The organism is Nocardiopsis alba DSM 43377 (assembly GCF_000341225.1).
GTDB lineage: Bacteria > Actinomycetota > Actinomycetes > Streptosporangiales > Streptosporangiaceae > Nocardiopsis > Nocardiopsis alba.
Map to the genome: position 1 here is coordinate 1 of NZ_ANAC01000030.1, position 25,629 is coordinate 25,629.

At 70.3% G+C, this 25,629-nt stretch carries 25 protein-coding genes; 12 read left to right on the forward strand and 13 right to left on the reverse strand.

The features are described from left to right. The 4 genes from D451_RS0124130 to D451_RS0124145 all read left to right on the forward strand — a co-directional run. On the forward strand, positions 1-589 hold a 589-nt coding region (locus tag D451_RS0124130; protein ID WP_017536322.1), incomplete at its 5' end, for an AurF N-oxygenase family protein. A gap of 274 nt (positions 590-863) precedes the next feature. Further along, positions 864-2,387, forward strand: a complete 1,524-nt coding sequence (locus D451_RS0124135; RefSeq protein WP_017536323.1) for a flavin-containing monooxygenase — start codon at positions 864-866, stop codon at positions 2,385-2,387. Positions 2,388-2,402: 15 nt separating this feature from the next. Further along, positions 2,403-2,735 (forward strand): DUF4873 domain-containing protein, encoded by a 333-nt coding sequence (locus D451_RS0124140; protein WP_017536324.1) that lies wholly within the window; start codon positions 2,403-2,405, stop codon positions 2,733-2,735. A gap of 132 nt (positions 2,736-2,867) precedes the next feature. After that, positions 2,868-3,761, forward strand: coding sequence for an alpha/beta fold hydrolase (locus D451_RS0124145; protein WP_026125329.1), 894 nt, complete (start codon positions 2,868-2,870; stop codon positions 3,759-3,761). A gap of 15 nt (positions 3,762-3,776) precedes the next feature. Here the strand turns inward: D451_RS0124145 and D451_RS0124150 are convergent, their stop codons facing one another. Together D451_RS0124150 and D451_RS0124155 are read right to left on the reverse strand one after the other, a co-directional pair. Then, on the reverse strand, positions 3,777-5,129 hold the full coding sequence (locus tag D451_RS0124150; RefSeq protein ID WP_017536325.1) for a four-carbon acid sugar kinase family protein: 1,353 nt from the start codon (positions 5,127-5,129) through the stop codon (positions 3,777-3,779). 167 nt (positions 5,130-5,296) lie between these two features. Beyond that, complete coding sequence (locus D451_RS0124155; RefSeq protein WP_026125330.1) at positions 5,297-6,178, reverse strand: NAD(P)-dependent oxidoreductase; 882 nt, start codon at positions 6,176-6,178, stop codon at positions 5,297-5,299. A 115-nt stretch (positions 6,179-6,293) separates the two neighbouring features. On the opposite strand from D451_RS0124155, the gene D451_RS0124160 reads away from it, so the two are divergent. Further along, the gene (locus D451_RS0124160) at positions 6,294-6,683 is read left to right on the forward strand and encodes a winged helix-turn-helix transcriptional regulator (RefSeq protein ID WP_014911883.1); all 390 of its coding nucleotides are present in this window, start codon (positions 6,294-6,296) and stop codon (positions 6,681-6,683) included. Between the two features lie 9 nt (positions 6,684-6,692). Here the strand turns inward: D451_RS0124160 and D451_RS0124165 are convergent, their stop codons facing one another. The 6 genes from D451_RS0124165 to D451_RS0124190 all read right to left on the reverse strand — a co-directional run bounded on the left by D451_RS0124165 (position 6,693) and on the right by D451_RS0124190 (position 13,109). Continuing rightward, positions 6,693-7,799, reverse strand: a complete 1,107-nt coding sequence (locus tag D451_RS0124165; protein WP_014909163.1) for a Gfo/Idh/MocA family oxidoreductase — start codon at positions 7,797-7,799, stop codon at positions 6,693-6,695. A 66-nt stretch (positions 7,800-7,865) separates the two neighbouring features. Beyond that, positions 7,866-8,795, reverse strand: a complete 930-nt coding sequence (locus tag D451_RS0124170) for a fructosamine kinase family protein (RefSeq protein ID WP_378628235.1) — start codon at positions 8,793-8,795, stop codon at positions 7,866-7,868. 15 nt (positions 8,796-8,810) lie between these two features. After that, a complete protein-coding gene (locus D451_RS0124175) occupies positions 8,811-9,338 on the reverse strand; it encodes a low molecular weight protein-tyrosine-phosphatase (protein WP_026125331.1) in 528 nt (175 codons plus the stop codon). Positions 9,339-9,432: 94 nt separating this feature from the next. Continuing rightward, entirely contained in the window at positions 9,433-9,867 is a 435-nt protein-coding gene (locus D451_RS0124180; protein WP_017536330.1) for a response regulator, read from the reverse strand. 24 nt (positions 9,868-9,891) lie between these two features. Beyond that, a complete protein-coding gene (locus D451_RS26855) occupies positions 9,892-11,832 on the reverse strand; it encodes a sensor histidine kinase (protein ID WP_378628169.1) in 1,941 nt (646 codons plus the stop codon). 26 nt (positions 11,833-11,858) lie between these two features. After that, positions 11,859-13,109, reverse strand: coding sequence for a PP2C family protein-serine/threonine phosphatase (locus tag D451_RS0124190; protein ID WP_017536332.1), 1,251 nt, complete (start codon positions 13,107-13,109; stop codon positions 11,859-11,861). A 452-nt stretch (positions 13,110-13,561) separates the two neighbouring features. Between D451_RS0124190 and D451_RS0124195 the strand changes: the two genes are divergently transcribed. The 3 genes from D451_RS0124195 (at position 13,562) to D451_RS26860 (ending at position 15,384) form a co-directional block, all read left to right on the forward strand. Next, complete coding sequence (locus tag D451_RS0124195; protein ID WP_026125332.1) at positions 13,562-14,230, forward strand: biliverdin-producing heme oxygenase; 669 nt, start codon at positions 13,562-13,564, stop codon at positions 14,228-14,230. An 83-nt stretch (positions 14,231-14,313) separates the two neighbouring features. Next, positions 14,314-14,973, forward strand: a complete 660-nt coding sequence (locus tag D451_RS0124200; RefSeq protein ID WP_017536334.1) for a TetR/AcrR family transcriptional regulator — start codon at positions 14,314-14,316, stop codon at positions 14,971-14,973. A 156-nt stretch (positions 14,974-15,129) separates the two neighbouring features. Next, entirely contained in the window at positions 15,130-15,384 is a 255-nt protein-coding gene (locus D451_RS26860) for a hypothetical protein (RefSeq protein ID WP_026125333.1), read from the forward strand. Between the two features lie 20 nt (positions 15,385-15,404). Here the strand turns inward: D451_RS26860 and D451_RS0124210 are convergent, their stop codons facing one another. Further along, positions 15,405-16,295: a 3'-5' exonuclease gene (locus D451_RS0124210; RefSeq protein WP_014911650.1), complete on the reverse strand. Its 891-nt coding sequence runs from the start codon at positions 16,293-16,295 to the stop codon at positions 15,405-15,407. Positions 16,296-16,556: 261 nt separating this feature from the next. On the opposite strand from D451_RS0124210, the gene D451_RS0124215 reads away from it, so the two are divergent. Continuing rightward, positions 16,557-17,519, forward strand: coding sequence for an asparaginase (locus tag D451_RS0124215; RefSeq protein WP_017536335.1), 963 nt, complete (start codon positions 16,557-16,559; stop codon positions 17,517-17,519). A 66-nt stretch (positions 17,520-17,585) separates the two neighbouring features. Continuing rightward, positions 17,586-18,851 carry an NAD(P)/FAD-dependent oxidoreductase gene (locus D451_RS0124220; protein ID WP_017536336.1) on the forward strand — a complete coding sequence of 422 codons (1,266 nt, stop codon included), beginning with the start codon at positions 17,586-17,588 and terminating at the stop codon, positions 18,849-18,851. On the opposite strand, the gene D451_RS0124225 is transcribed toward D451_RS0124220, so the two are convergent. The 3 genes from D451_RS0124225 to D451_RS0124235 form a co-directional block, all read right to left on the reverse strand. Then, entirely contained in the window at positions 18,835-19,026 is a 192-nt protein-coding gene (locus D451_RS0124225) for a ferredoxin (protein WP_014909814.1), read from the reverse strand. The genes D451_RS0124220 and D451_RS0124225 overlap by 17 nt on opposite strands. Positions 19,027-19,203: 177 nt before the next feature. Continuing rightward, complete coding sequence (gene pip / locus D451_RS0124230; protein WP_014912835.1) at positions 19,204-20,160, reverse strand: prolyl aminopeptidase; 957 nt, start codon at positions 20,158-20,160, stop codon at positions 19,204-19,206. 52 nt (positions 20,161-20,212) lie between these two features. Beyond that, positions 20,213-21,103, reverse strand: coding sequence for a DUF4429 domain-containing protein (locus D451_RS0124235; RefSeq protein ID WP_017536337.1), 891 nt, complete (start codon positions 21,101-21,103; stop codon positions 20,213-20,215). A gap of 167 nt (positions 21,104-21,270) precedes the next feature. On the opposite strand from D451_RS0124235, the gene D451_RS0124240 reads away from it, so the two are divergent. Both D451_RS0124240 and D451_RS0124245 read left to right on the forward strand, forming a co-directional pair. Continuing rightward, positions 21,271-22,986 carry an AMP-binding protein gene (locus D451_RS0124240; RefSeq protein WP_017536338.1) on the forward strand — a complete coding sequence of 572 codons (1,716 nt, stop codon included), beginning with the start codon at positions 21,271-21,273 and terminating at the stop codon, positions 22,984-22,986. A 207-nt stretch (positions 22,987-23,193) separates the two neighbouring features. Continuing rightward, positions 23,194-24,255: a 3-deoxy-7-phosphoheptulonate synthase gene (locus tag D451_RS0124245; protein ID WP_017536339.1), complete on the forward strand. Its 1,062-nt coding sequence runs from the start codon at positions 23,194-23,196 to the stop codon at positions 24,253-24,255. Positions 24,256-24,324: 69 nt separating this feature from the next. Here D451_RS0124245 and D451_RS0124250 read toward each other — a convergent pair whose 3' ends face one another. Further along, positions 24,325-25,563 (reverse strand): metal-dependent hydrolase family protein, encoded by a 1,239-nt coding sequence (locus D451_RS0124250; RefSeq protein ID WP_017536340.1) that lies wholly within the window; start codon positions 25,561-25,563, stop codon positions 24,325-24,327. Positions 25,564-25,629 lie beyond the last annotated feature (66 nt).

The following is a 25,629-nucleotide window of genomic DNA, read 5'->3' on the forward strand; positions in this document are numbered from 1 at the left end:
CGTCCAGTACGCCTACACCGAGATCGCGGACGAGTGCCGCCACACCGTCATGTTCGCCAAGATGGTGAAGAAGCTCGGCTGGGAGGCGCACCGGCTCGACCCGGTCGCCTACCACCTGGGACGGGTCTTCAAGGCGATCGCCCACGGACCTCTGATCTTCGCGGGCGCCCTGTTCGTCGAGGAGGTGCTGGACCAGCTCCAGCGCGAGGCCGTCCCGGACGAGCAGATCCTGCCCCTCGTACGCTCGGTCGCCCGGATCCACGTGACCGAGGAGGCCCGGCACATGCGCTACGCCCGTGAGGAGTTCCAGCGCGACTGGGTGGAGCGGGGAGCCCTCAACAGGGCCTACAGCCGGATCGTCCTGGGGCTGGTCACCTACTACTCCGCCACCCGGCTCATCAACCCGAAGGTCTACGCGCAGGTCGGACTCGACCCCAAGGAGGCCTACCGGGTCGCCCGCCGCAACCCCCACTGGATCGAGACCAAGACCTGGGCGGCCCGCAAGGTCGTCGGCACCCTCGACACCGCGGGCGCCATCACCGGGCTGGGACGCTACTTCTGGAGGAAGGCCGGCCTCCTCGGCCGCTGACACCCGGGAACGAACACGGCCCCGCCTTCTCCGGGGCCGCTCCGACCACCGCCGAGGGACCGGACGTCCCTCTCCCGAACGCCGCCGTCGGAAGACGAAACGCGCCACGTCTTCCGACGGCGGTCCCAGACGTCGGGTTCCGGGAGCGAACGCGCCACGCTCCCGGGGCCCGGCACCCCTCCCCTCGAAGGCGGAACGCGCCCCGCCTTCGAGGGTCATCCTCACCGGTCGGCCGGAGCGGACCGTCGGCCGGACGTACGAAGGGAAGAGCGACGTGACCGAAGCAGTACCGCACTACCGGGTCGCCGTCATCGGCACCGGTTTCGCCGGGATCGGCATGGCGATCCGTCTCAGGCAGGCCGGGCTCGACGACTTCGTCGTCCTGGAACGGGCCGACGACATCGGCGGCACCTGGCGGGACAACTCCTATCCGGGAGCCGCCTGCGACGTGCCCTCCCACCTGTACTCCTTCTCCTTCGCCCTCAACCCGGGCTGGAGCCGGACCTTCTCCCCCCAGCCCGAGATCCGGGACTACATGCGACGGGTCGCCGGAGAACACGGGATCCACCGCCACGTCCGGTACGGCAGCGACGTCAAGGCCGCCCGCTGGGAGCCCGCGGACAACCGCTGGCGGATCGAGACCGCGAGCGGCACCGTCACCGCGCAGTTCCTGATCAGCGGCGCGGGCCCCCTCGCCGACCCCGTACTGCCCGATATCAAAGGCATCGACACCTTCGAGGGGCGCCTCTTCCACTCCGCCGAGTGGGACCACGACCACGACCTGACCGGGCGGAAGGTGGCCGTGATCGGCACCGGCGCCTCCGCCATCCAGTTCGTGCCCAGGATCCAGCCGAAGGTCGGCCGGTTGAGCCTGTTCCAGCGCACCGCCCCGTGGGTGATGTTCCGGCACGACCGCGACATCACCCGCCTGGAGAGCTGGCTCTACCGGAACATCCCCGGAGCCCAGCAGGTCGCCCGCAAGAGCATCTACTGGGGTCGCGAGACCTACATCCTCGGTTTCGCGAAGAACCCCCGGCTGTTGGGCATCGTGGAACGCCTGGGCCGGGCCAACATCGACCGTTCGGTCAAGGACCCCGAACTGCGACGCAAGCTCACCCCGACCTTCCGCGCCGGGTGCAAGCGCATCCTGATGTCCAACGACTACTACCCCGCCCTCGCCCGACCCAACGTCGACGTGGTCACCGACGGGATCGTCGAGATCCGGCCGAACTCCGTGGTCACCCGGGACGCGTCCGGGGCCGAGACCGAGCACGAGGTCGACACGATCATCCTCGGAACCGGCTTCCAGGTCACCGACCCGCCCATCGCCCACCGCATCCACGACGCACGCGGCCGCTCCCTCGCCGAGCACTGGGGCGCCGACGTCCAGGCCTTCCGCGGCACCACCGTCAACGGTTTCCCGAACGCGTTCGTCCTCGCCGGGCCCAACACCGGGCTGGGGCACACGTCGCAGGTCTTCATGATCGAGGCCCAGATCCGGTACACGATGGAGGCGCTCAAGTACGCCTGCCGCAACCGTGTGGACCGTCTGGAGCCCCGGGCCGAGGCCCAGCGCGCCTACAACGAGATGGTGCACAGGTCGATGCGGGGCACCGTCTGGGTGACCGGCGGCTGTGACAGCTGGTACCTGAACGAGGAGGGCCGCAACACCACGCTGTGGCCCACCTTCACCTGGAACTACGCGCTGCGCACCCGCTGGTTCGACCCGCACAACTACGACCTGCGCCGTATCCGTTCGGCGAGGAGGGACGAGGCCGCGGCCCGGTCCGCGGTCTGACGAAGGAGGAACACCATGAGCGGGTTCGGTGACGACGAGGAGGAGTACCGGGGCACGGTCACGGTCCTGTTCTCCGAGGAGGCCGAGGAGGGCGTGGAGGTCGCGGCGCACCTGGCCGGCCACTTCTCCCCCCTCACCGGCGACTACCGGTGGACCGGCCGTCTCGCCGCGGAGCCCGGGATCACCAAGGCCTACGAGGACGGTGTGCGCACCGTCGTGGTCCGCACACCGGACGGCCACAAGGGCGTGGGCACCCTCGACGCGCCCAACCTGTGGGGCGGTCACCCGGTCAACGGAGCGGGCGCCCCTCCCTTCGCGGTCCCCCGGATCGTCATCGAGGACGACTGACGACCGAGGGGGACACAAGACGTCCCTCCAGGCCACGCGCCGACCTGGAGGGACACCCTCACCGCGCCGCGGCGGCCCCGCAGGCCGTCGCGGCGCGTCCGTTCCGGATCCGTCATTCGAGAGGTGATCCCCATCGCGACACGACACGTGGACCACGCACAGGAACTCCAGGTCCACTCCGCCGACGGCACCCGACTCCACGTGGAGGTCCGCGGTCCGGCCGACGGCCCGACCGTGGTCCTCTCCCATTGCTGGTCGACCTCCCTCGCCTCCTGGGGGCCCGTGGTCCGCAGACTCGACGAGAACCTGCGGGTGGTCCTCTACGACCAGCGCGGGCACGGCCGCAGCCAGACCCCGCTCACACGGGCCGGATACGGCACCGGGAAACTGGCCGACGACCTGTGCGCCGTGCTGGAGGCCACCGTCCCCGAGGGCGAGAAGGTCCTGGTGGCGGGGCACAGCATGGGCGGTATGACCATCATGGCCTCGGCCCCGCGCGCGGTCTTCCGCGACAGGGTCGCCGCGGTGCTGCTCACCAACACCGGCTGCACCGACCTGGCCCGCAGGTCGACCGCGATCCCGCTGCCCGGCCCCCTGGGCACCCTGGGGTCGAGGATCTTTCTGACCGCTCCGCTCCCTCTGGGCCCCGCCAACCCGGTCAGCGCGAGGATCTTCAAGTACCTCGTCATGGGCGGCGGCGCCGACAAGGCCACCCGGCGGCTGTGCGCCAGGCTGGTCCACGACTGCGGCGGTGTCCCCCGCGGCGAGTGGGGTCGGGTCCTCACCACCCTGGACCTGGACGACTCCGTCCGGCGGATCACGGCGCCCACCATCGTGGTCGGCGGCACCGAGGACAAGCTCACCCCGCTCTGGCACGCCCGCCACATCGGCGATCTCGTCCAGAACCTGGAGGAGGTCCGGGAGATCCCCGGGCTGGGTCACATGGGACCGTTGGAGGCTCCGGAGGTGCTGGCCGAACTGGTCGACAAGCTCGTCGTCGCCCACGTCGCGCCCCGCTCCGCCTGAACGGGCCGTCCCCGCTCAGAGGTCGGGGGTGGGGATCACGTGCTCGGAGACCTCGGAATGGACCTGGTGGAGGCGTGCCTGGACCGCCCGACGGAGCTTGGCCAGGCACTCGACCAGGGTGATGTCGTCGCCCACCATGCCGCCCTTGGCGATGGCGGGCGTGCCGTCGAGGGGCCCTCCGCTCAGGTGTCCGTGCACGGCCAGGGGGACCACCTCGCCCCCCACGTCGAAGGCGTGCACGCCCAGCTCGTCGAGGACGCTGGCGGCCAGGTCGCCGCCGGTCAGATAGAGCCCGCTGGGCAGGGCGTGCGCGCCGACGGTGTCGGCGAGCTCGTCGACCGCCTCGGAGACCACGCTCGCCAGACGCCCGGGCAGTTCCGCCCGGGCCTGGGGCGGAAGCCCTCTGATCCGCTCCGAGGACGTGGTCACCCGCAGCACGCACAGCTCGGGGAAGCCGGAGGAGGACAGGTGCTCGATGAGCCGGGCCGTGACACGGTCCGCGTGATCGCTCTCGGGGTCGCTCAGTTCGACGGCGTCCACGTCGACGAAGCGGACCGCGCCGGTGCGGGCCACCGTGGCGAGCTGGCGGCGGGTGAGATCGGTGGTGCTGCCGGTCACCGCCAACAGCGGGCCCCGACTCCCCGCCTGGCCCCGCAGGCGTAGGGCGTAGGCCAACAGGGCGCCCGTCGTCCCCGGATCGACCGCCACCCACACGACGCCCTCGGAATGATGCGCCGCGGCCGCCGCCTCAGCGATGTCGGTGAGATGCTGTTCGGAGGTCGCGTCGCACACGACCACCGGTTCGTCTCCGGCGAGCAGCTCGGCGGTGAGCATCTCCCGGGTGACCTGTCGCAGGGGCACGTGGCGCACGGCGAGGTCGCTCTGGGCGCGCAGGATGTCCTCGACCACGCTCGTGGTCATCGGCGAGAGCGGATCCAAGGCCACCTCGGTATCCTCCAGCGGACTGCCGTGGAGGAACTGGGAGCCGCCCTCGGTGGTCCGCCCCGCTCCGGGAAAGGCCGGGGTGAACAGAACGCGCACACGGGTTCCGGGCCCCACCCCGTCTCGTACGGCCTCGTAGGCGGCCTCGACCTCGGCGCCCACGTTCCCGCGCAGCGTGGTGTCGGTGCGCTTGACCACCAGCCCGACCGGCCACACCGCCTCGATGACGTCGGTGACCAGGTCGGCCGCCTGTTCCCCGGGCACGTGGCGACTGTCCAGGTTGGCCACGACCACGTCGTAGTCCCCCGCGACCCGGCTGACGTGCTCCGGGGTCACGGTGGCCACCCGCATCCCGGTGCGGGCGAACCTGGCACCGGTGGCGTTGGCCCCGGTGAGGTCGTCGGCGACCACGAGAACCTGGGCCACGGCGTGTCTCCTTCGGTGTGTGAAAAGCCTGGGCAACCTCCCTCCAACATAGGGCCACGGGGGAGGAGGGAGGTCGCCCGAGGACGATCCGGAGGGCGCCCCGCACGATGGGGCCCGCTCGAACGCACGGCTCGACCGGGCCCCTCGCCCCTCCTCGGATCACCGGGTCACCCGGCCCGCAGCTCCTCGTAGATCCGATCGGAGTTCTCGTTCCCGTATCCGGCCTCGATCTGGGCGAGGACGAGCGCCCGTGTCATCTCGATCGGCCCGGGAGAGACCCCCTGCTCGGCCGAGGCGCGCGCGATGGTGTCCAAGGCCGTGGCGGTCCATTCGAGGCTCTGCCCGGGCCCCGTGTAGTCGCCCTCGTCGATCACCTTCGCCGTCATCGGGAACACCCCGGTCATGGCGGACAGGAGCCGTGCGGATCGATGGGCGAACTCCTCCGCGGTGACCCCCGCCGACGTGACCATGGCGGCCCCGTGCGCGAAACCGGTGAACATCGTGTACATCCCCGACAGGAGGGCCAGGTCGAACAGCGACGCCGCCCCGTGGTCCGCTCCGTCGTAGGTGGCGCTCCCCCAGACCTCGAAGAGGGTCCTGTGGCGTCCGAAGGCCTCGGCGGACCCGCTGTAGAGGAGCGACGCCTCGGGGGCGCCGATCATCGACGGGGTCGCCATGATGGCGCCGTCGAGGTGCTCGATGCCCCGTTCCTCGGCCCATCCGCCCAGCCATCGGGCCTCGTTCGGGGTCGTCGTGGTGAGGTCGACCAGAGTCCTGCCGGCCAGGTCGGCGCCCACCGGTTCGAGTGTCTCCCGCACCGACGCGTGGTCGAAGAGGCAGGTGACGACGGTCGTCGCGGCGGTGACCGCCTCCCGTACCGTCTCCGCTCGCCGTGCCCCGCGTTCCACGAGCTCCGTGTCCCGGCCCGGGGTCCGGTTCCAGACCGTCACCGGATGTCCGGCGTCGAGGAGCCGTTCCGCGAGTACCCGCCCCATCGCGCCGAGCCCCAGAAGGGCGACCGATCCCTTCGTCACCCCGTCGTTCTTCATCTCGTTCTCCACTTCGTTCTCTCGGATGCCCCCATCGTGATCGGCTCGGATACGTTTGCGGAAGTACGCACTTTTTACTGGGGTACGCACCTTCGGGTAAGTACAGGAGGCCACGATGACCCGAGCACCGAGACGTGGACCCTACGTCTGTGGCCTCGACGCCGCCATGGACGTGGTGAGCGGCAAGTGGAAGGTCCTGATCCTCTGGGAGCTGGAACATCACGGGATCCGCCGGTTCGCGGAACTCCGTCGCGGCCTGACCGGGGTCAGCGAGAAGATGCTGACCCAGCACCTGCGGGAGATGGAGCAGGACGGGCTGATCCACCGAGAGGTCCATCCGGAGGTGCCGCCGCGGGTGGAGTACTCCCTGACCGAGCACGGGATCGCGCTCAACCGGGCCCTCGAACCGCTCGGGTTCTGGGGAAGGGACCGTCTACGCCGCGAGGGGATCTCCACCGTCGAACGCGAGGGAGTCGTCGAACGCCGGTGCACCGCCGCCTCGTGACGCTCGCGCTCAACCGATGGGGAGCTCCACCACGGAGCGGGTACGGGCACTGCGACGGGCGGCCTCGATGATCTCCAGTCCGTGGATCACCTCGTGCGGGTCGACCGGCAGCGGATCGGCCTCGCCCACCGCGTCGCGCACGCCCGCGTAGAACTCCTGGTAGGCGCCGCGCACGGCGGGGACCTTCTCGGTACGACCGTCGATGGAGAGCGTCCCCCACCGGTCCTCGGGCGACTCTCCCCAGTCGGCCGCGTCCGGGCGCTCCCCCGCGACCAACCGGGCCTCCTGCCCGTCCATGCCCCACGTCGTATAGGCGCCCCGATCGCCCAACACCCGGAAGCGAGGCCCCTCCTGCGCGCTCAGGGCGCTCATCCACAGATGGGAGCGGGTGCCGCGCGCGTGCTGTAGGGCGAGGAAGACGTCGTCGTCCGCGCGCACGCCCTCGCGTCGGGCGTCCACCTCGGCGTAGACGGACACGACCGGCCCGAACAGGTTGACGGCCTGGTCGATCAGATGCGGCCCCAGGTCGTAGAGGATCCCCGCGCCGTCCTCCGCCTCTCCGCTCTCCCGCCAGGTGTCCTTGGCCCGGGGACGCCAGCGTTCGAAGCGCGATTCGAAACGGTGCACACGCCCCAGCGTGCCCTCCTCGATGAGCCCCCACAGGGTGAGGAAGTCGGCGTCCCACCGCCGGTTCTGGTAGACGGTGAGCACCTGGCCGAGCTCTCCGGCCAGGTCGGTCAGCTCGCGGGCCCGAGCCGAGGTGAGCGCGAACGGTTTGTCCACGACCACCGCGAGCCCGGCCTCCATCGCCGCGCGGGCCAGCGGCGCGTGGGTGTCGTTGGGGGTGCTGATCACGGCGATCTCGTAGCGGCCGGCGTCGGCCCACAGGTCCTCGACGGTGGGGTGGACGGTGATGCCCGGATAGCGTTCCGAGGCCGAGCGGGCCCGCTCGGGGTCCCCGGTGACCACGGCGGACAGGCACAGTCCGGGTACCGCGTCGATGAGCGGGGCGTGGAAGACCTCGCCGCCCTTGCCGTAGCCGATGAGGGCGACGTGCAACTCGGGTCCATCGTGTGCGGGAGCGCCCTGGAACGGGCCGTCGATCGCGTTGGCCATGGGTCCAATGTACGGCTCCGGCCGGGGCGGGGCCCGTCTCACCCGCTCGGAGAGCCCGCCGTTCCCTCAGCTCCCCCGGAGCGCGGCCTTGGCCGTCTCCAGCGCCGTCGTCCGGTAGGCGGCGCCGAACAGGCACAGGTGGACCAGCAGAGGGTGCATCTGGTGCAGGGCCACCCGCCCCCGCCACCCCGACGACAGAGGGGCCACCTCGTTGTAGGCGTCCCGGACACGGTCCAGATGGGGCAGGCCGAACAGGGCCAGCATCGCCAGATCGGCCTCCCGGTGTCCACCGTGCGCGGCCGGGTCGATGAGCACCGCGTCGCGCTCGCGCCAGAGCACGTTCCCGTTCCATAGGTCGCCGTGGATCCGGGCCGGGGGTTCCGGCTCCCCCGCCAGCTCCTCGACCGAGTCCACCACGCGTTCGATCACGCGTGCGTCGGAGGGGGTCAGCGCCCCCTGGTCCAACGCCTGGCGCAGGTAGGGGCGCAGCCGCTGTTCGGCGTAGAAGCGCGGCCAGTCGCGCGCCGGGGTGTTGTCCAGGGGAAGGGGGCCGATGTAGCCGGGCCAGTCGGCTCCGAAGGAGCCCGCCCCGGTCAGATGGGTTCCGGCGAGTTGCCGGCCCAGGCGCTCGGCCGCGGCCGGGGTCGGATCACGCTGCTCCACCAGGGGCAGGACGAGGATGCGCTCATCCCAGGCCAAGGGTGTGATCACCGGAGACCCGAAGCATCTGCCCAGCCATTCCAGGCCGCGGGCCTCCGCCTCGAACACGCCCGTGGCCCCTTCTCCTCGGGCCGTGGACTTGACGAACAGACGGGTGCCATCGCTCAGTTCGGCGTAGGACAGGGTCCAGTCGTGGCTGGCGCCGGCCCGGGCCGCGCGCCGTACACGGAGGCCGAGCACGGCGGAGACCCGGTCGGCGAGCGTGCCGGCGAGCGGGTCGCGACCGCCCCGTCTCGCGCCGTCATCCCCGTCCCCGGAGCCGAAGGAGCGCGCCATCGGTTCGTCCACCCGTCAGTCCCGCAACCGGGCGACGAGCGCGCCGGTCAGCCCCTTGGACGCGGCCTCGACCATGTTCAGCACCGCAGTGAAGCCGTCGTCGCCCCCGTAATAGGGGTCGGGCACCTCGGGGTTGGGGCCGCTGTCGGGGGCGAAGGAACGGAACAACCGCAGCCGTGCGGGGTCGAAGCCGAACTCCTCCCCGCGTTCGTCGACGGCGCGGCGCAACTCGTCCAGGTTGTCCAGGTCCATGGCCAGGACCAGGTCCCGGTCGGCCAGACGCTCGGCGGAGAATCGACGGGCGGTGTGATCGGTGAGGTACCCGTGCACTCGCAGCGTGGACGTGGCTCGGGGATCCATCCCGTCGCCGACGTGCCAACCTCCCGTACCGAAGCTGTCGACCTCGACGAGGTCGCCGATTCCGGCACGTTCGAGGTCGGCGGTGAGCACCTTCTCCGCCATGGGAGAACGGCAGATGTTGCCCAGGCACACCACACTGACGCGGTAGGGACCGGCGGGGTCACGCGGTTCCGGCAGGCTCATACCCCTTACCGTAACGAAAAACCGTCGCACCCACCCGTTCTGCCGCGACGAACGCGCCCCCGGACCGTCGGATCCGGGAGAGGACGGCCCCGATTCAGCCCTTGGGCAGGCGGACCACGGTGACGAAGAAGTCGTCGATCTGGCGCACCACGCGGATGAACTGCTCGAAGTCCACCGGTTTGGGCACATAGGCGTTGGCGTGCAGACGGTAGCTGCGCAGCACGTCCTCTTCGGCCTCGGACGTGGTGAGCACGACCACCGGGATGTGGGCGAGGTCGTCGTCGTTCTTGACCTCCTGGAGGACCTCCCTACCGTCCTTACGCGGCAGGTTGAGGTCGAGGAGGATCAGGTGAGGGCGCGGGGCGTCGGCGAACTCCCCTTCACGACGCAGGAAGCGGAGCGCCTCGACGCCGTCGGAGACCACGTGCAGGCGGTTGCCCAGCTTGTGTTCCTCGAACGCCTCCTTGGTCATCAGGACGTCACCGGGATCGTCCTCGACCAGCAGCACCTCAATGGGATGCACCAACATGACCTCGCTCAAGCTTCCAGACCCCTATACGGGCCCCGACCGGTGACCGGGCGGTGCCGTATCGCCGGCCTCCTCGGACACGGGGTGGTCTCCCCCGTCCGGTTCTGGGCCGGGGGGAACGCTCTCCGTGTCGTCGGTGCCGGACTCTCGTGCGGCCGTCGGAGCCTCCTCCGCGGGGGCGGATTCGGCAGCCTCGGTGCCCTCGACTGCGTTAACGACCGTGGCGGCCGCTTCGGTTTCCTCCTCGGAGACCGTTTCCTCGGCCTCCGCCTCGGTGTCGACGGGCAGGGTCCAGCATATGCGGGTTCCGGTCCGCCCGGAGTCCGCCTCGTCGGAGGTTTCGGACTCCTCGGGGTTCTCCGCGTCCTGTGTCCCGGTGTCGAGCCACATCCGGCCACCGTGGAACTCGACGATCTTCTTGCACATGGCCAGGCCGATCCCGGTCCCGGTGTACTTGTCGCGGGTGTGCAGGCGCTGGAAGATGACGAAGATGCGCTCGGCGTACTGGGGTTCGATCCCGATGCCGTTGTCGGAGCAGCAGAAGACCCACTCGTCGCCCTGTCGTTCGACGGTGATGTGCACCTCGGGCGGGTCCTCGCCGCGGAACTTGACCGCGTTGCCGACCAGGTTGAAGAAGACCTGGGTGAGAAGGGTGCGGTCGCCCTGGATCGTGGGCAGCGGATCACCGGTGATGACGGCGTCCGCCTCCTCCAGACGCGTCTCGAGGCTGCTCAGGGCGTCGTCCAGGGCCACGTTCATGTCGACGGGGGCGAAGTTCTTGGTCCGCCCCACCCTGGAGAAGGCCAGCAGGTCGTTGATGAGCGTCTGCATGCGCTTGGCGCCCTCGACCGCGAAGTCGATGTAGGAGTCGGCGCGCTCGTCCAGCTGACCGTGGTAACGACGCTGGAGGAGCTGACAGAAGCTGGCGACCTTGCGCAACGGCTCTTGGAGGTCGTGCGAGGCGACGTAGGCGAACTGCTCCAGCTCCAGGTTGGAGCGGCGCAGCTCCTCGGTCTGGTGCTCCAGCAGACTGGACTGCTCCTGGAGTTTGCGCCGGGCCGAGGCCACCTCGTCCAGGTCCTGCACGATGCGCTCGCGCATGGCGTCCACGTCGTTGCCCAATTGGACGATCTCCGGAGGGCCGTGCAGGGAGATGCGGTGCGCGTAGTAACCCTCGGAGACCTGACGCATGTGCCCGGCCAACTCCTCCAGGGGACGCAGCACCCACTGCTGGAGCATCACCCACAGGAACACCGACAGGAACACCACGACGAGGCCGACGAGCACGAGCAGCGCCACCACCTGCTGGGTGGCCAGGGTGAGACCGCTCTGGGCGTCGGCGATCTCCCGCTCCAGGTGGTTGGTGGTCGCGTCGGCGGCCCGGTTGAGTTCGAGGAAGAGCACCCGGCCGCGCTGGAGGTCCTCCTGGGTCGGGGTCTCCCCCTCCCGGACCTTCTCGGCTACCGGTTCGGCGAACTCCTTGCTCCAGACGTCGCCCGCCGCGATGAGCTCCTCGATCTTGGGGGCGACCTCCTCGTTCTCGGCGGCGAGCTCGGTGAGGGCGTTGCGGTACTCGGCCAGCGATCTGCGCTGTTCGACGTAGGGCTCCAGGAACTCCCGGTCACCGGTGAGGATGTAGCCGCGCAGGGCGTGGTCCTGGCTCAGATAGGCCGAGCGGGTCTGTTCGACGGTGCTCAGCCCCGGGGTGAGCGACTCGACCTGGAGTGTCAGGGAATCGCGGGCCTGGAAGGCGGCGAGGGTGATCACCGAGACGGCCACCACCAGTACGACGGCGACCACCGCCAGCAGGCTGGTGACCCTGCGGCGAAGGCTCCAGGAGCGGCGGGCGGGCCGGTCCCAGGAGTCGGTGATCCTGACGAACGAGACGGGGCCACGACCGTCCCGTTCCGTTCCCGGGCCCGCCCCCCCGTCCTGTCCGGAGCCGATGGCGGACTCGGTGTCCATGGTGTGGTCTTCCTCCCCCGTGGGGTTCACTCAGGCTCTCCGTGGGTGATGAGCAGCATCGCCACGTCGTCCTGCAACGGCCCCCCGTTGCTGCGCTCGGCCTCGTCCACCAGGTGTTCGGGCAGATTGTTCAGGGCCACGCCCTGGCCGAGGACCCCGTTGACCAGGCGACGCAGTCCGGCGACCTCCAACCGCGCGGGCGGACCGCCGTCGTAGGCGTCGACCAGGCCGTCGGTATAGAAGAGCAGACTGACGCCCCGGGGCAGGACGACCTCGGTGAACTCGTCCTGATCGACCGGAAAGACGCCCAGGGGCGGCTGGGGCACGGCCTGGATCTCCTCGGCGACCCCGCCCTTGACGATCATGGGCGGCGGGTGACCGAGGCTGCGCACCCGGGCACGGTCACTGCCGGTATCGAGGCTGGTCATGCACAGCGTCGCGTACATCTCCTCCTGCGCCCGCTCCGTGGCCAACAGCTCCTCGAGGTTGGGCAGGACCCGCTCCTCGCTGATCCCGCTCATGACCAGGGTGCGCCAGGCGATGCGGAGGCTGACGCCGAGGGCCGCCTCGTCGGGGCCGTGGCCGCTGACGTCGCCGATGATGACGTGGGTGGTGCCGTCCTTCTCGACCGCGTCGTAGAAGTCACCGCCGACCAGGGCGCGTTTGCGTCCGGGGCGGTAGTAGGCGCGGTGGCTCAGGGGGGAACTGTCGAGCAGGACCTGCGGCAGCAGACCGCGTTCCAGCCGCATGTTCTCGCGGGCGCGCATCCGGGCCTCGCGGAGCTGGCGGGCGTTCTCGTCGGCGCGACGGCGTTCCAGGGAGTAACGCAGGCTGCGGGCGAGCAGGGAACCGTCGACCTGCCCCTTGACCAGGTAGTCCTGTGCGCCCGCGGCGATGCCCTCGTGCTCGTCGTCCAGGCCGGTGAAGACCACGACGGCGGCCGAGGGCGCGGTGTCGAGGACCTCGCGCAGGAGGTCGAGGCCGTGCCCGTCCGGAAGGTTGAGGTCCAGGAGGACGCAACCCCGGAAGTCGGTGAGGTGCGCGCGTGCGGCCTTGAGCGTGGACACCCAGGTGATGTGGGTGGTCAGGGCGGTGTCGGCGAGGAGTTCCTCGGCGAGGAAGGCATCGCCGGGATCGTCCTCGATCAGCAGAACGTCAACCGATTCGACGGTAGCCTCCACCCGGTCGTCCAGGACGGTGTCGTCACCCAGGGAGGCTCCGCCGTTCACGACGGTGCCCTCGGCGGACCCTGCCGCTCCGTCACCGATCACCATCACGGGATGGTGCCCTGTTCTCCTGGTATCCACTCATCGCCTCTAGGTTCGCGGTCCGCGGGACGTCCTGTCTTGTCATGCGAGAGGCCCGAGGGAACGCCTCGGGTCTTCCCGGCGGTTCGGACCGCACGACATCCAAACGATAATCGCCCGACCGACCAGTTGACCAGCGGACGAGACGAGACACATCCAACGTCGGGGCGTGGAACCGCCGCCGGTGAGCGAGAGCGTAAGCCCCCTCTCCTCGGTCTCCTCCACCCTCCGTCGACACGGTGTCACCCGTCCGCGACAGGCCGTGGGTCACATGGGCCCCGACTCTCCCGCTGTGATTCGACGCACGATCGATGCCCTTTCGTACCTTTTTCACGACGGGTTGTCATATCCACCTTGACAGAACCGTTCGCGTAAATGACATCATGTCATGAAAATTCCTCGACGGAAGGTGGAGAGTGTCGATGAGCGTGACGACGCCGCCCCCCACGACGACCGCCCCCGACCCGTTCTCCCAGCGCCTCAAGAACGCCACCTGGAACGACCACTCCACCGCCGAACACCACGGCTTCACCAAGGCCCTGCTCGAAGGGGAGCTGCCCCTCGACGGATACACCGCCATGGTCGCCCAGCACCACTTCGCCTACGTCGCCCTGGAGGGAGTGGCCCGAGAACTGGCCGACCACCCCGTGGCCGGCGGCTTCCATCGTCCGGAACTGGAGCGTGTGCCCGCCCTGGAGAGGGACCTGGAACACCTGCTCGGCTCCGAGTGGCGCGACCGGATCTCCCCCTCACGCCCCACCCGTACCTACGTGGCGCGCATAGAGCAGATGGTCGACCACCCCGAGGGCTTCGTGGCCCACCACTACACCCGTTACATGGGCGACGTCTCCGGCGGGCAGTTCATCCGACGCGTCGCCGTCGAGACCTACAGGTTCGAGAAGGGCGCGGGCACGGCCTTCTACGACTTCGGCGCCCTGGGTTCGCTCCCCCGCTTCCGTTCCGACTACCGCGACCGTCTCGACGCCCTGGAACTCGACGAGGCCGCCGCCGGGCTCCTGATCGAGGAGACCCGCCTGGCCTACCGGCTCAACACCGAGGTCCTGGCCGATCTGGGACGGCACCACGTCTGACGTCCTCCTCTCCCCGCCTCATCGGGGGCGGGGAGAGGATCGCGCGCACCGGTGTCCCCCCTCCGGCGTGCCACCATAGGAACATGCCCAAGATCACGGCTCCGACCATCGCCGCTCACCGTGCCCGCACACGGGAACGCATCCTGGACGCCGTCGACACGCTGACCCGGGCACGGGGGATCGACCGCGTCTCCATGACCGACGTGGCCAACGCCGCGGGCATCACCCGCACCGCGTTGTACAACTACTTCCCCGACAAGCCCGCCCTGCTCCTGGCCTTCACCGAACAGGTCAACGCCGCGTTCGTCGAGCGGTACAGACGCGAACTCCCCTCGGGGGTCTCGGCCTCCCGTCGGCTCTCGGCCTTCGTGCGCCTCCAACTGGAGGGCATCGTGGCCCATCCGCACCCGCCGGCGGCCGAACTCGGCGCCAGCCTCGGCCCCGACGCCTACCAGGCCCTGGCCTCGCACGTCGCCCCGATGCAGCGCCTGCTCACCGAGATCCTCGACGAGGGCGCCGTCCTCGGGGAGTTCGATCGGCTGCCCTCGGAGCGCGTCGCCGGACTGACCCTGTCCATGGTGGGCTCCCAACGGCTGCCGATGGCGAACGGGGAGATCGATCTCGAGGAGAGCCACGCCCTGGTGACCCGCTTCGTCCTGCGCGCGCTCGGCGTGGAGACCGAGATCATCGACACGATCCTGCCTCCCCCCACCAGTATGAACACTCAAAGTGACGGAACATGAACCCTGTGCGATAACGGTCCGGCTCTAACCGACGGTGGCCGTGTACGGCCATCGAAGAACCGCATGAAGAGGAAGAACACGGGGAACGAGACGGGTCGGCCCTCCCTCGGGCCGTTCCCTCATCCGTCCCTCGACCTCCGTAAGGCCCTCTCCGAAGTGACCCTCGCATTGATCGCCGTCGGCGCCGTCCTGGTGTCGATCGCCATGTTCAACAAGGTGCCCCGGATCGCGCCCGAGCGCCTGGACCGACCCCGCCCCGGAGGCGGTGTCGCCACCGCCCAACGCACCGTGACGGCGCTCCGGCCACGTCTGGCCGACGCCAGACTCACCGAACAGGGTCGCGCCGTGTTCACCGCCATCGGCGGCAGCGCGCTGATCGTGGCCTTCTTCCTGGGGCTGTCCGGGCTCTGAGGACCCGGCCGGGACCCGGCTCAGCCGCGAGCGGCCCCGGCCATGCGCAGCAGGAGGCCCCCCGCCACCGTGGCGGCGACCCCACCGGTCAGCCCCGCGGCCAGCGCCCACCGTTCGCGCACCAACGTCTCACGGCGGGCGGCCTGTTCGGCCGCCTCCCGTTCGGCGTCACGGAAGGCCCCGCCGCACAGGCGCGCGTCGAGCTCACGCGGTCGCCACCGCGCCGACCACGAGCCGCGGGGCGCCCACCCGCCCGCGCCCGAGGTGGTGCGCGGCTTCCAGCGCACCGGGGTCTCCTCCGGGGCGTCGCCCTGGAGGAATCGGGGCGCCGGGCCGGTGTAGCGCAGCTCGCCCGGGGCGTTCCCGATCATCTCCACGAGGAGCTTGGCGCAGGCCCGCGCGTCCCCCAAGGCGGTGTGCTGCCCGGTAGGCCAGTCACCGCTGAGCAGGTACGAGGCGCGCGGCAGCGAGTAACGGGCCAGATCCAGCTGTGAGCGCAGGGCCCGAAGCGTGCACAGACCCGACTGCCCCTCGGGGAGACCCGCGGGCACCAGTTCCGAGGCGAGGAAGCGCTCCTCGAAGTCCAGGTTGTGGCCGACCACCACCGCGCCGGAGAGCAGCCGGGCGATCCGGGGGACGATCTCCTCCGCTCGGGGAGCGCCGAGCACGTCGGACTCGCCGATCCCGTGGAACTCCCGACCACCGATCGGGGCCCGAGGGTCCACCAGGGTGCTGAACTCGTCCACGATCCGACCGTCGCCCCGCACCCGGACCACGGCGATCTCCACCAGCCGGGCCCCCTCGCGCGGATCGAGACCGGTCGTCTCGACGTCGAGGACCGCGTACTCCAGGTCCGCCGCCGGAGTCCCGACCCTTCTTCGGGTCAGCGCACCCGTCCGCAGCGTTCCCATCGTCGTCCTCACCTCTCGGGTCGTCGTACCTCACGGTCATCGGTGGTCAACCACCGGCAACGACCATACTGCCCGGTACGGACAACGGTGATCCCCGGGCTTTTCGGCCCGCCCCCGGGAAGGGCCCACCGCCTCGGGGAAGAAGCCCGACCTTGTGTACGTTTCTACGCGTGCCCGACGTCGTCCGGGGTCCGACCACCTCGGCCCCCGCCGTCTCACGGGACGCCCACCGATCGACATCAACGGCGAGGAGATCCCCTCATGACCCAGACCCCGCTGCCCGGCTACGTCCCCCTGGCGGAGGTGGTCCGCTCCGGCATGCGCGAGGGCGTCCACTATGGGGCCGTCGTCGGTCTCTCCCCCGAAGGCGAGATCTCCTACGCCCGCGGCCCCGTACACGACCCCATGTTCCCCCGCTCCTCCGCCAAGCCCTTCCAGGCCCTGGCGATGCTGCGGGCCGGGGCCCGCCTCGAAGGCACCTCCCTCGCCATCTCAGCGGGCAGCCACAACGGTGAGGACTTCCACCTCGCCGAGGCCGAGAGGATCCTGGCCGACGCCGGTCTGAGCGCGGACGACCTGCGCTGTCCGGCCGACGTCCCCGGCGGCAGGGCGGCGCGCGCGGCGTTCCTGGCCGAGGGCCGCTCCGCCTCCCCCCTGTACATGAACTGTTCCGGCAAACACGCCGGCATGCTGGCCGCCTGCGTGGCCCGGGGGTGGAGCACCGAGGACTACCTCGACCCCGAACACCCCTTCCAGCTCCTGGTGCGCGAGGCCACCGAGGACATGTGCGGTGAGCGGATCGCGCACACCGCCGTCGACGGCTGCGGCGCCCCCCAGCTCGCGGTCTCCCTCGTGGGTCTGGCCCGCGGCCTACAGAGCATGCGTCTCTCCCTCGAGGGCAGCCAGGAGCGTTCCGTCCCGGAGGCGATGAGCGCCCACCCCGAGTACGTCGCGGGTACCGACCGGATCGACACCGAGCTCATGCGCCGGATGCCCGGTCTGGTCTCCAAGATCGGCGCGGACGGCGTCCTGGTGCTGAGCGCCCCCGACGGCCGGACCGTCGCCGTCAAGATCAGCGACGGCGACGCCGAGCTCCGGGCGCGTACGCTCGTCGGCGTGACCGCCCTCGAGGCCCTGGGCCTGGACATCTCCCCGATCGCCGACCGCCTCACCACCGACATCCTCGGTGGCGGAGCGGTCGTGGGCGAGGTCCGTTCCCTGTGATCCACCCGGTCGCGGTCCTCGAGGACCGCGACCGTTCGAGTACACGTATGAGGAGGCGAACCCACGGTGTCCGACAGCCTGGACCAGATCGTCATCGCCGGCGCGGGGATGGCCGGACTGTACGCCGCCGAGGCCCTGCGCGAGCGGGGTTTCGAGGGACGGCTGACCCTGGTCGGAGAGGAACCGCACCGCCCCTACTCGCGGCCTCCGTTGTCCAAGGAGGTCCTGACCGGGATCGGCATGGGCGATCCGGACGACGCCCCCGGCACGCTGGCCGGGCACCGGGCCCTCCGCCTGCGCGAGGACGAGGAGATCGACCGTCTGGACCTGGACTTCCGCCCGGGTACCCGGGCCGTGGCCCTGGACCCGACGGCGAGGGAACTGCGGACCGAGGGTCCTGACGGCGCCGAGGCCCTGCGCTACGACGGGCTGATCGTGGCCACCGGGGCACGGGCCCGACGGCCCGACACGTCCCTGCCCGGCGTGCACGTGCTGCGCACGTTGGACGACGCCGAGGCGGTCCGTTCGGCGCTCACCTCCTCCGGACGCCTGGTGGTGGTCGGCGGAGGGTTCGTCGGCGCCGAGGTCGCCGCGAGCGCCCGCTCCGTCGGCATGGAGGTGACCCTGGTCGAGGCGGCGCCGACCCCGATGACCCGGGTCCTCGACCCGAGGATCGGCGAGATCCTCGTCCGGGCGCACCTGGACAACGGCGTGGACGTGCGTCTGGGCGTGAGCGTGGTGGGTTACGAGGGCGCCGACCACGTGGAACGGGTCCGGCTGTCCGACGGCTCCACGGTCGAGGCGTCGGCGGTGGTGGTCGGAATCGGCGTCCACCTGAACACCGAGTGGCTCCGAGGATCGGGGGTGGACCTGGCCACGGACGGCTCGGTGCTGTGCGACGAGTACTCCGCGACCTCCGTTCCCGGTGTCTACGCCGTCGGCGACCTGGCCGACTGGCCGCACCCCCGTTACGGTGGGCGGATCCGGCTGGAGCACTGGACCAACGCGGGCGAACAGGGTGAGGCCGCCGCCCGCAACCTGCTCGCCGGCGCGGGACGGACACCCTTCACCCCGGTGCCCTACTTCTGGTCCGACCAGTACAAGAGCAAGATCCAACTCCTGGGTCAGGGCGCTCCGGCCGACGAGGTCGCCTTCGTGCACGGCTCTCCGGAGGACCGGAAGTTCGTGGCGTTCCTGGGGCGCGGGGGGATGCTCGTCGGGGTGCTCGGACTGCGCTCCACCCCGCGCACCATGCGCTACCGGAGCCTGCTGGAGAAGCCCACCACGTGGGCGGAGGCCTTGGAGGCGGCGGGGTTCAGTCCCGTGTCGTGATGGCCTGTCGTGGGCAGAGGCGCACGGCCCGCCGGACCTTCTCGCGCAGCTCCGGCGCCGGCTCCTCGGTGAGCAGATACAGGAAGTCGTCGTCCCGGACCTCGAACACCTCGGGGGCCTCTCCCATGCACAGGGCGTTGCTCTCGCACAGGTCGAAGTCGACCTCGACACGCATGACGCTCTCCTCTCGTCCCGGGGCCCGCGGGCGCCCCGGCGAACACGTGGCCACACGATAACGAAGGCCTCCGCGCCCTAGGGGATCCTCGACGATTCCCGCCCCGACGACCTTCACGGGCGAGGGCCCCTCACCGGTCGGTGAGGGGCCCTCATGATCCTCCGTATCGAGCGCGGATCACTTCGCGAAGCGGTCGGTGGCCTCGATCAGCCGGTCGAGGATGCCCGGCTCGCTGAACGCGTGCCCGGCGTCGTCGACGACGTGGAACTCCGCCTCCGGCCAGGCCCGGTGCAGATCGTGGGCGGTACGCATCGGGGTGCACACGTCATAGCGCCCCTGCACGATCACGCCGGGGATGTGCCGGATCCGGTCGACCCCCTCGAGAAGCTGCTCGGGGGTGAGGAAGCCCTTGTTGCGGAAGTAGTGGTTCTCGATGCGGGCGAAGGCCAACGCGTAGTCCTCGCCCGCGTGGTGCTCCCGCAGGCCCGGGTCGGGCAGGAGGGTGACCGTCGACCCCTCCCACACGCTCCACGCGCGCGCGGCCTCCAACCGCACCTCCCGGTCCGGGGACTCCAGACGGCGCGCGTAGGCGGCGATCAGGTCGTCGCGCTCCTCCTCCGGGATGGGCTCCAGGTAGGACTCCCACAGGTCGGGGAAGAGCTCGGAGGCGCCCTCCTGGTAGAACCAGCGCAGTTCCCGGTCGCGCAGCGTGAAGATGCCGCGCACGATCAGCTCGGTGACGCGCTCGGGGTGCTTCTGGGCGTAGGCCAGGGCCAGGCAACTCCCCCAGGAGCCACCGAAGACCTGCCAGGCGTCCACTCCGACCATCTCGCGCAGACGCTCGATGTCCTCGACCAGGGTCCAGGTGGTGTTGGTGGACAGGTCCACGTCCATCCGACCGGCGTGCGGCGTGGAACGACCGCAGTTGCGCTGGTCGAACAGCAGGATGCGGTACTTCTCGGGGTCGAAGAGCCTGCGGTGGGCGGGGTTGCAGCCCCCGCCGGGACCACCGTGGAGGAACACCACGGGCTTGCCGGAGGGGTTACCCGACAGCTCCCAGTAGACACGGTGACCGTCACCGACGTCGAGCATGCCCGAGTCGTACGGTTCGATGGGCGGGTACAGGGTGCGCAAGAGACGGACCTTTCATGCTGTGTTCGTTCGCTCCGCTGCGGCTCTCACTGGGTCAGAGCCGGTCCAGGAGCTGGGCCTTCTTCGTGCTGAACTCCTCGTCGGTCAGCAGACCCTCCGCGTGCAGACGGCCGAGTTCGCGGATCTTGGTGAAGATCATCTCTCCGTCGCCGCCGTCCTCGGCCTCACCGGGCGCGGCCTCCACCTCGGCGGGGGCCTTCTCCCCGTTCTCCACGGACGCGAGCAGACTGTTGACGGTCACGGCCATCAGGAGGGTCTCGTCGGCGCCCTTCGGTCCGTGCGAGACCAGGGTGAAGAAGTCGTTCTCCAGGTCGGCGGCCTCGGGGAGGGAGACCCCTCGCAGGACCACGCGCAGGAAGCCCTCCGTGAGGTCGACCGTCGGCTGCCAGGAGACGCGTTCGATGTCGGAGAAGCGGTACTCGCGGGACTTCTCCCGTTCCTTGGCGGTGCTGGCCAGCCAGCCGTCCCACTGGAGGCGCAGGCGTTCTCCGTCGAAGGAGGCGGACCCCTCCGCCGTGCGCACCTGGAGCGGTGGACGTCCCACCAGACCGCGGGAGACCTCGGCCGGGTCCAGCGGGCCGGGAAGGACGCCGGCGGCGTAGCGAGCGGACTCGATCAGCCGTTCGGAGAAGTACTCCGAGAGCAGTTCCCGATCGTGGGGGCCGGTCAACAGCAGTGGGGAGGAGGGGACCGGGATCTCCGCGCGGGCGTAGGGGTCGGCCCCGTCCATCAGACGCAGGCGCAGCGACCAACCGCGCTTGCGGTCGCCCGGGTCGAAGTCCACCTCGCGCACGGCGGCGAGCGGGAGCGAGCACTGACCCAGCAGTTTGAGCAGCCGGGGCACCTTACGACCACTGTCGAAGCGGATCCGAAGCGTCTCGTCGTCGAACCGCCATATCGCGTGGTGTCCGCGTATCTCCTCCATGGCTCACCATCCTATGGGGACGTTCTCGACTCCTTGGGAGGGCGATCGGCGTGAGCGCCGCCGATCCCGGGTAGAAGCAGGGGCACACCCCGTCCCACCGGCCGCACGGTGGTGGGAGGCCCGCGGGCGGTGCGCGGCGCGCCGCTCCGATCCGGAGGTCGTCGACGATGTCGAAAGAGATGTCCGAGGGCGCGCGGGAGTTCCGTGACGCACGGGACCTGCTCCTGCGCCACCGAGAGGATCAGGAGACCGCCCACAGGGAGTTCTCGTGGCCCCGTCCCGAACACTTCAACTGGGCTCTCGACCACTTCGACGAGGTGGCGCGGACCCGTCCGGACCGGACCGCGCTGTGGATGGTCCATGAGGACGGCACCGAGGTCCACCACACCTATCGACAGATGTCCGAACGCTCCAACCAGGTCGCGAACTGGCTCTTGGGGCAGGGCGTCCATCCCGGCGACCGGATCATGGTCGCCTTGGGCGACCAGGTCGAGTTGTGGGAGACCACTCTGGCCGCGATCAAGATGGGCGCCGTGATCAGCCCGACCTCGCCGTCACTGTCCGAGGTCGATCTGGAGGATCGCCTGATCCGCGGCGACATCTCCCACGTGATCTGTTCGCCCGCCGACGCCGCCCGCTTCGAGAACGTCGACGGGCACTGGACACGGATCTGCGTGGGCTACATGGAGGGCTGGCTGGAATACCCCGACTCCGAGCACGCCGCCCTGGACTTCACCCCGCCGCGTCCGACCTCGCCCGACGACCCGCTGCTGCTGTACTTCACCTCGGGGACGGCCGCCCATCCCAAACTGGTCTCCCATACGCACGCCTCCTACCCCATCGGCCACCTGTCCACCATGTACTGGCTGGGGGCCCGCCCCGGGGACGTGCACATGAACGTGACCGCGCCCGGTTGGGCCAAGCACGCCTACAGCAGTGTCTTCGCCCCCTGGAACGCCGAGGCCACGGTGCTCGTGCTCGCCCGGGAACGCTTCGACCCCGAGGCCCTGATGGACACGATGGAGCGCTGTGGGGTGGCCACCCTGTGCGCTCCTCCCACGGTCTGGCGGGACATCTCCCGCGCCGACCCGGAGGCGTGGCCGGTCGCGCTGCGCGAGGCCGTCGCCGCCGGGGAGCCGCTCGACCCCGCGGTGGTCGAGAGTATCCAGCGGGCCTGGGGCATCACCATCCGCGACGGCTTCGGGCAGACCGAGACGACCCTGCTCATCGGCAACGGCCCCGGGCAGCCGGTGCTCTCCGGGTCCATGGGAAGACCGATGCCCGGGTACGACATCGTTCTCATCGACCCGGTCACCGACGAGCCGTCCGATCTCGGCGAGATCTGTGTGGATCTCTCCGACGATCCGGTGGGGACGATGCGCGGTTACGTCGACGATCCGGAACTCACCCGAGAGGCCACCCGTATGGGTCTGTACCGGACCGGGGACATCGCCTCCCGGGATTCGAGCGGTCACATTACCTATATCGGTCGTATCGAAGACGTGTTCACGGCATCGGATTACCGCATCTCACCATTCGAACTGGAAAGCGTTCTCATCGAACACGAATATGTGGAGGACGCGGCCGTGGTCCCCTCTCCCGACCCGTTGCGGCTGGCGGTGGTGAAGGCGTACGTGAGACCGGCCGAGGGCGTGGCCCTCGACGCCGAGAGCGCCCGGGCGATCATGCGTCACGCCCGAGATCGTCTGCCACCGCACAAGAGGGTGCGCCGCCTGGAGTTCGCCGAGCTGCCCATGACCGCCTCGGGTAAGATCCGAAGGGTGGAGCTGCGGCGGATCGAGGCCGAACGCGGCACGGCCACCGAGGGCGCGCGCCGTCCCCGCGAGTTCTGGGAGGAGGACCTCCCCGGGCCGGAGGAATGACCGCTCCAGGCCCGCACCGGCTCTCGACGGGAATGGCCTCGGCCCATTTCGTCTCGCACCATGAGACGCCGTTCACGCCAATGTCCGAATGTGGCCCTTCCCATCCTCGGAGAGCGGTGGAATTCCTCACGTGACCGTGTCCGAGGAAGGACGTCGCGCTACGGTTTGAGCGCAGGACGATCAATCGGACGGGATCTAGGGGAAACGATGACGAGCACCAACGACACACGTGTGGCGAGCTACAAGCCGCTCATCGCACCCCGGGACCTGCTCGCGGAGCTGCCTCTCGGCGAGGAGAGCACCGCCCTGGTGGAGAACTCCCGCGCCGAGATCAAACGGGTCCTGGACGGTGAGGACGACCGACTGCTGGTCGTCGTCGGCCCCTGCTCGGTGCACGACACCGAATCCGCGATGGACTACGCGCGACGCCTGGCCGAGCTGGTGCCCTCGGTCGGCGAGGAGCTGTGCGTGGTCATGCGCGTGTACTTCGAGAAGCCCCGCACCACGGTGGGTTGGAAGGGCCTGATCAACGACCCGGGCCTGGACGACACCTACGACGTGCACCGCGGTCTGCGCACCGCCCGCCGGCTGCTCCTCGACATCAACGCCCTGGGGCTGCCCGCCGGAACCGAGTTCCTCGACCCGATCACCCCGCAGTACATCGCCGACGTCGTCTCCTGGGGAGCCATCGGCGCCCGGACCACCGAGAGCCAGGTCCACCGCCAGTTGAGCAGTGGCCTGAGCACGCCGGTCGGGTTCAAGAACGGCACCGACGGCGACGTCCAGGTCGCGGTCGACGCCGTGGGCGCCTCCGCCGCCTCGCACACCTTCTTCGGGGTGGACCCGACCGGCGCCGGTTCGGTCGTGGTGACCGAGGGCAACCCGGACTGCCACGTCATCCTGCGCGGTGGACGCGGCGGCCCCAACCACGACCCCGTCTCCGTCGGGTCCGCCCTGGACGTCATCGGCGGCGCCGGTCTCCCCCGTCGTCTGATGATCGACGCCAGCCACGCCAACAGCGGCAAGGACCACGTCCGCCAGGTCGGGGTGGCCCGGGAGATCGCGGCCCAGGTCGCCGAGGGGCAGCAGGGCATCATCGGCGTCATGCTGGAGAGCTTCCTGGAGGAGGGCGCCCAGAAGCTGGGCGACCCCGCCGACCTCGTCTACGGACAATCGATCACCGACAAGTGCATGGGGTGGGAGACCACCGAGGGCGTGCTGGCCGACCTGGCCGACGCCGTCCGTCGGCGCCGCAAGAACGTCGCCTGATCCCTTCCCCGCACGACACGGGCGCCCGGAGGAACCTCTCCGGGCGCCCGTCGTCTCCCCGGGTCCCGGTCAGGCGCGGGTGTCCTTGACGACCTTCCCGCCCTGGACGACCAGGACCACGTTGTCCCGGTCCCCCAGCAGGGAGATGTCGGCGAGCGGATCGCCGTCGCAGACGACCAGGTCGGCCACCTTGCCCGCTTCGACGGTGCCCGCCCGGTCGGCCACGCCGACCAGCTCCGCGGCGTTCCGGGTACCCGCGACGATGGCCTGTGTCGGGGTCAGGCCCACCCGGACCAACTGCGCCAGTTCGCGCAGGTTACGGCCGTGTTCGGAGATGCCCGCGTCGGTCCCCATCGCCACGCGCACCCCGCGCGCGACCGCGTGCGAGACCCGCTCGTAGGTCTCGTCGGTCAGGGCCCGCTTGGTCTCGATCGACTTGCGGGACATCAGGTGGATCCGGTCCTCGAAGTCGAACGTGGTCAGGGTCGGCACCAGGAAGGTGCCGCGCTCGAGCATCAGGTCGATGCCCTCGTCGTCGATCAGGTAGCCGTGCTCGATGCTGGCGACCCCGCCCCTGACCGCGTTGCGGATCCCCGCCGCCCCTTGGGCGTGGGCGGCGACCGGACGACCGCCGTGCTTGGCGGTCTCCGCGACGATCGCGGCGATCTCCTCCTCTCCGATGCCCTCGTCGGTGGGCCCGTCCGAAGGGCTGGAGAGCCCACCCGTGGCGCAGACCTTGATGACGTCGGCGCCGTCGCGGATGAGGCGACGCGTGGACACGCGCGCCTCCTGCGGGGAGTCGGCGATCTCGGCGGCGGTGTGCTCGCAGTCGTGCGCGTTGAACCCGGAGGGCAGGGTGAAGTCGGCGTGCCCTCCGGTGTGGCTCATCAGGCGGAGCGCCATGCTCAGGCGCGGGCCTCGGATCAGGCCCCTCTCCTGGGCGATACGGAACCCGGCGTCGGCCCCTCCGAGGTCGCGCGCGCCGGTCACACCGGCGTCGAGGGTCACGCTCATCCGCTCCGCGGACTCGAAGGCGTGCAGGCTCCGGGAGATCTCCGCGTTGTTGGTGGCCAGGGCCCGACCGTCGGCGAACCCGAAGTGCACGTGGGTGTCGATGAAGCCGGGCAGCAGGGTGCGTCCGCCCAGGCTCTCGACGGTGTCCTCGGGGTCCGTCGCGGGGGCGTCGGCCGCGGGCCCCGCGTAGACGATCTCCCCGTCCTTCACGAGCACGGCGGCGTCCTCGACCGGGGCGGCCCCGGTGCCGTCGATCAGGGTGAGGTCCCGATACAGGGTCCTGGAGCCGGTCATGGGATGTCTCCTTACGTCGGTGCGCCGGTTCGGCGACAGGGTGCGGCCGGAGCCCGTTCGGGCCCC